This window comes from Oryzibacter oryziterrae (genome assembly GCF_021864535.1).
GTDB classification, from domain to species: domain Bacteria; phylum Pseudomonadota; class Alphaproteobacteria; order Rhizobiales; family Pleomorphomonadaceae; genus Pleomorphomonas; species Pleomorphomonas oryziterrae.
Map to the genome: position 1 here is coordinate 1 of NZ_JAKJIC010000042.1, position 4,521 is coordinate 4,521.

The following is a 4,521-nucleotide window of genomic DNA, read 5'->3' on the forward strand; positions in this document are numbered from 1 at the left end:
GCGCGCAGCGGCGGCTCGGCCTCGGAGGCGCGGCTCGTGCGGGCACCGGCGCGCGCCGGCTTGCGGCGCTGCGGCTCCTCGCCCTCGCGGGCCTCGACGATGCGGGTCTGCACCGGATCGCGGTCGCCCTCGCGCAGGTCGAAGTCGGCGCCGGCCTCGATCGACAGGCGGTCGCCGAGCTGGGCGCGCAGCACGCGGCGCGGCACTTCCTCGATGGTACCGTCGGCGAGATCACCCAGCTGGAACGGCCCGAAGGACAGGCGGATCAGCCGGTTCACCGACAGGCCGAGATAGGCGAGGATGTTCTTCACCTCGCGGTTCTTGCCTTCGCGCAGGCCGACGGTCAGCCACACATTGTCGCCCTGCTTGCGGTCGAGCGTTGCCTCGACGCCGCCATAGAGGATGCCGTCGATGGCGACGCCGTCCTTGAGCTTGTCGAGCGCGGCCTGATCCACCTCGCCATGGGCGCGCACGCGATAGCGGCGCAGCCAGCCGGTGGCCGGCAGCTCCAGCACGCGGGCGAGACCGCCATCGTTGGTGAGCAGCAAGAGGCCCTCGGTGTTGATGTCGAGCCGGCCCACGGTCATCACGCGCGGCAGTTCTTCCGGCAGGATGTCGAACACCGTCTGGCGGCCCTCGGGGTCATAGGTGGTGGTGACGGTGCCCTTGGGCTTGTGGAACAGCCACAGGCGCGTGCGGTCGCGCTCGGGCAGCGGCTTGCCGTCGACGAGGATCTTGTCGCCGGGCTTCACCGTCACGGCCGGGCTTTCCAGCGTCTTGCCGTTGAGCGACACGCGGCCGTCGGCGATCCAGCTTTCCGCGTCGCGACGCGAGCACAGGCCGGCGCGAGCGATCACCTTGGCAATGCGATCGGCGCCCTCGCCCTCGGCTTTGGGGGCGGATTTGGTGGAGGGTGTGGATGTCTTCTTCATGCGCAGGCTAATATAGGATTTGCGGGGCCGATGCGCGGGAAATTTTGCGTTTTCCGCGCCCTGCCGTGCACTTTGCCCGTCGGGCTCGCCGGGACTACGACGGCGACAGCTGTCTGCCCCTTGGACAAGCGGGGAGAGGCGGTCGATTGGTTCCGGCGGGAGCTGGACTGGGAGACAACGGCGAAAAGTGCGCCGACTTCAAAAGGTCGCTCACCCCTCCCCGGAAAAGTGCCTGAGCGAAAGGGCAGAACCCATTGGTTCTTGTTGCTTACCCCCCTCTCCAACTCTCCCCCTCAAGGGGGGAGAGAGCTGGGTGGCGTTGCCGGCCAGAACCTTCGCGCGCTTTGTCCAGCTCGTCGCACCGACGTCCAGCTTCCCGCCTCGTGGTCCGGTCTGCGCCCCGACATCCAGTTCGCGGACCATTGTCCAGTTTGCACCGGACACTCGCGGCACTCTCTCCCCCCTTGAGGGGGAGAGTTGGAGAGGGGGGTACCCCGTCCTATCCGCCTCGCCCTCGCCGGTCAGGCACCCACCTGGAACAGGGGACAGTCCATGTTTTCAGGGGCTTACCCCTCTCCCTGTCCCTCCCCCACAAGGGGGGAGGGGACGATGACGGGACTGTCTTGCGAAACTGGCAGACCGATTGCCTCGTTCCCGCCGCTACCCCGTACGGAAGGCTTGCCCTCCGGTCCAACCCGAGTCCCCTCCCCCCTTGTGGGGGAGGGACAGGGAGAGGGGTGTGCGACGCTGCGATCATTCTCTTCCCTCCCCGAAAAAGTACCTGAGCGAAAGGGCAGAAACCCAAAGGTTCCTGTTGCTTACCCCCCTCTCCAACTCTCCCCCTCAAGGGGGAAGAGAGCTGGGTGGCGTTGCCGGCCAGAACCTTCGCGCGCTTTGTCCAGCTCGTCGCCCCGACGTCCAGTTTCCCGCCTCGTGGTCCGGTCTGCGCCCCGATGCCCAGTTCGCAGACCATTGTCCAGCTTGCGCCGGACACTCGCGGCACTCTCTCTCCCCCCTTGAGGGGGAGAGTTGGAGAGGGGGGTACCCCGTCACGATCCGCCTCACCCTCGCCGGTTAGGCGCTTATCTGGAACAGGAGACAGCACCATGTTTTCAGGGGCTTACCCCTCTCCCTGTCCCTCCCCCGCAAGGGGGGAGGGGACGATGAGGGGTCTGTCTTGCGAAACTGGCGGATCAATTGCCTCGTTCACGCCGCTACCCCACTTCCGCGTTCTGCCCTCCGGTCCAACCCGAGTCCCCTCCCCCCTTGCGGGGGAGGGACAGGGAGAGGGGTGTGCGACGCTTCAGGATGACACTCGCCTCTTCGGAAGGGTAACCGGATGGAAAGGGCAGAAGCTCAGTGTTTTCGGTTGCTTACCCCTCTCCCTGCCCCTCTCCCGCAAGGGGAGAGGGGACGATGACAGGTCTGTCTTGTGAAACTGGCAGACCGTTTGCCTCGTTCCCGCCGCTACCCCGCTTCCGCGTTTTGCCCTCCATTCCAACCCGAGTCCCCTCCCCCCCCCTTGTGGGGGAGGGACAGGGAGAGGGGTGCGCGACGCTGCCATCAAATGCACGGCCGGGAGTCTTGCGACGAAACCGGGAAGGCAAACGCCCCTCGCTCACACCTCGCTCCAACTCTCCCCGCAAAGGAGCAGGCCGGCAGGTACTCCTGCGTGCCCTCACTCGGGACACCCGGCAGCGCTTGTCAGGGCGCCCGTGCTCCCGCATCATCGGGGCAGCCGGTAGAGTGCGAGGAGAAACGCCGTGACGCTGACGCTCCATCTTCATCCGCTTGCCTCCTTTTGCCACAAGGTGCTGATCGCGCTCTATGAAAATGCCACGCCCTTCGAGGCGCAGGTGGTGGATTTCTCCGATCCGGGGTCGGCGGCGGCGCAGCTGGAACGCTGGCCGGTGGGCAAGATCCCGGTGCTGCACGATGGGCGCACCGACCGGATCGTGCCGGAGACCAGCATCATCATCGAGTATCTGCAGCAGCACCATCCCGGCCCGGCGCGGCTCATTCCCGAGGCGGACGAGGCGCAGCTGGAGGTGCGGCTGTGGGATCGCTTCTTCGATCTCTACGTCTCCGTGCCCATGCAGAAGATCGTCACCGATCGGCTGCGGCCGGACGGCGGCCAGGATCCGCTGGGCGTGGCCGAAGCGCGGGCGGGGCTCGACACCGCCTATGCCATGATCGAGCGGCAGCTCGACGGCAAGGTGTGGGCCACCGGCGATGCCTTCACGCTGGCCGATTGCGCGGCGCTGCCGGCACTGTTCTTCGCCGCGATCGTCCACCCCTTCGGCGCCGACCAGCCGCGCCTTGCCGCCTATTTCGAACGGCTGCTGGCGCGACCGTCGGTGCGCCGGGTGATCGACGAGGCGCGGCCCTGGTTCAGGTTCTTTCCCTATGTGGAGGCCATGCCGGCCCGCTTCCGCGACGGGGCGGACTGAGCTCAGACCACTGCGGCGCCGCGTTCGGCCCGCCAATGGGCGACGCGGTCGCGCAGCCACTTGGCGCGGATGGCGGGGATCTCCTCGTCCTCAAGGCTTTCCAGCACCTCGAAGGCAAAGGCGGCCTCGCCATGGGCGCGATAGGCGCCCTGCAGCGTAGCGACCGGATGACTGCCGATGCGCAGGCTGAACATCTGCCGATTGAGGATGCCCTCCAGATTGGCCGTCTCGCCGATCCAGACGGCGCCCGTCGGCTGGCAGGTGAGCGCATAGACGCCGGCCACCACCTTGCGCTCCTTGAATGCCGCCACCGCGGCCTTCCTGTCGTCCCTGTTCATCGCATCCTCGCATGCTTGTCCGAGCTGCGGTGTAGCAGGGGTGGGCAGTGCGGTCAAATAATACCTTGGTTATAATTAGGGAGGCGTTGCCAACCGTCTCAGCCCGTCATGGTCCGCGAAGACGGACCATCCACGCAGTCAAAGGCAAAGAAGAAGGAGGCAAAGGAACCGCCGGGCAGGTAGAAGATGGCGGAAAAGGCTGGATGTCAGGGTCTCATACCAAGTGGCATTGAAAGGTCCACTTGGTATTCCGTATTCGAAGTTCTCATGCCTTTGACGAAAATGAGAAATTCGAATTGCTCTCAATGAGCCAATGCGTCAGCATTCTGCGAAATGGTATAACAAGGCGCACGGAAAACGGACCTTCGGACTTTCCTGTCCGTGACTGCGTGGATGGTCCGCCTTCGCGGACCATGACGAACTCAGGGCTGCTACGATAACGACAGACATTGCCTTTTAATTTTTACCACGGTATATACCGCTCACGATTTTTCAGGAGCCCGATCATGTCCGTCGACCCCTTGTCCAAACCCGTCACCGCCTTCGATGGCGCCACGCGCCTGTGGGAGGGCGCGCTGGTGGAGGTGGCGCTGGCGGTGAAGGCGGCGACCGACGCCGGCGCGGCCGGGCCGCTGCTGGTGTTCGACGATGCGACGGGCCGCGTGCTCGATCTCGATCTGAGGGGCGGCACCGGCGACGTTGTGCGGCGCCTGGTGGCGCTGCCGCCCGAGCCCGCCCGGTCACCGAGCGCGCCACGCGTGGCCGCCGAGCCGGAGAGCGGGACTGCGACGGGGGCCTTCC

Annotated in this window: 4 protein-coding genes; 2 read left to right on the forward strand and 2 right to left on the reverse strand. The window is 66.0% G+C overall.

Going from position 1 to position 4,521, the window contains the following annotated elements; genetic code table 11:
- Window positions 1-932, reverse strand: a 932-nt coding sequence (locus L2I41_RS21330) for a pseudouridine synthase (protein WP_237155646.1), incomplete at its 3' end; no start/stop codon positions are given.
- Window positions 933-2,695: 1,763 nt separating this feature from the next.
- On the opposite strand from L2I41_RS21330, the gene L2I41_RS21335 reads away from it, so the two are divergent.
- The gene (locus L2I41_RS21335; RefSeq protein ID WP_237155647.1) at window positions 2,696-3,382 is read left to right on the forward strand and encodes a glutathione S-transferase family protein; all 687 of its coding nucleotides are present in this window, start codon (window positions 2,696-2,698) and stop codon (window positions 3,380-3,382) included.
- Window positions 3,383-3,384: 2 nt separating this feature from the next.
- On the opposite strand, the gene L2I41_RS21340 is transcribed toward L2I41_RS21335, so the two are convergent.
- Window positions 3,385-3,693: a GIY-YIG nuclease family protein gene (locus tag L2I41_RS21340; RefSeq protein ID WP_237155648.1), complete on the reverse strand. Its 309-nt coding sequence runs from the start codon at window positions 3,691-3,693 to the stop codon at window positions 3,385-3,387.
- Window positions 3,694-4,226: 533 nt separating this feature from the next.
- On the opposite strand from L2I41_RS21340, the gene L2I41_RS21345 reads away from it, so the two are divergent.
- Window positions 4,227-4,521, forward strand: a 295-nt coding sequence (locus tag L2I41_RS21345; protein WP_237155649.1) for a DUF2239 family protein, incomplete at its 3' end; no start/stop codon positions are given.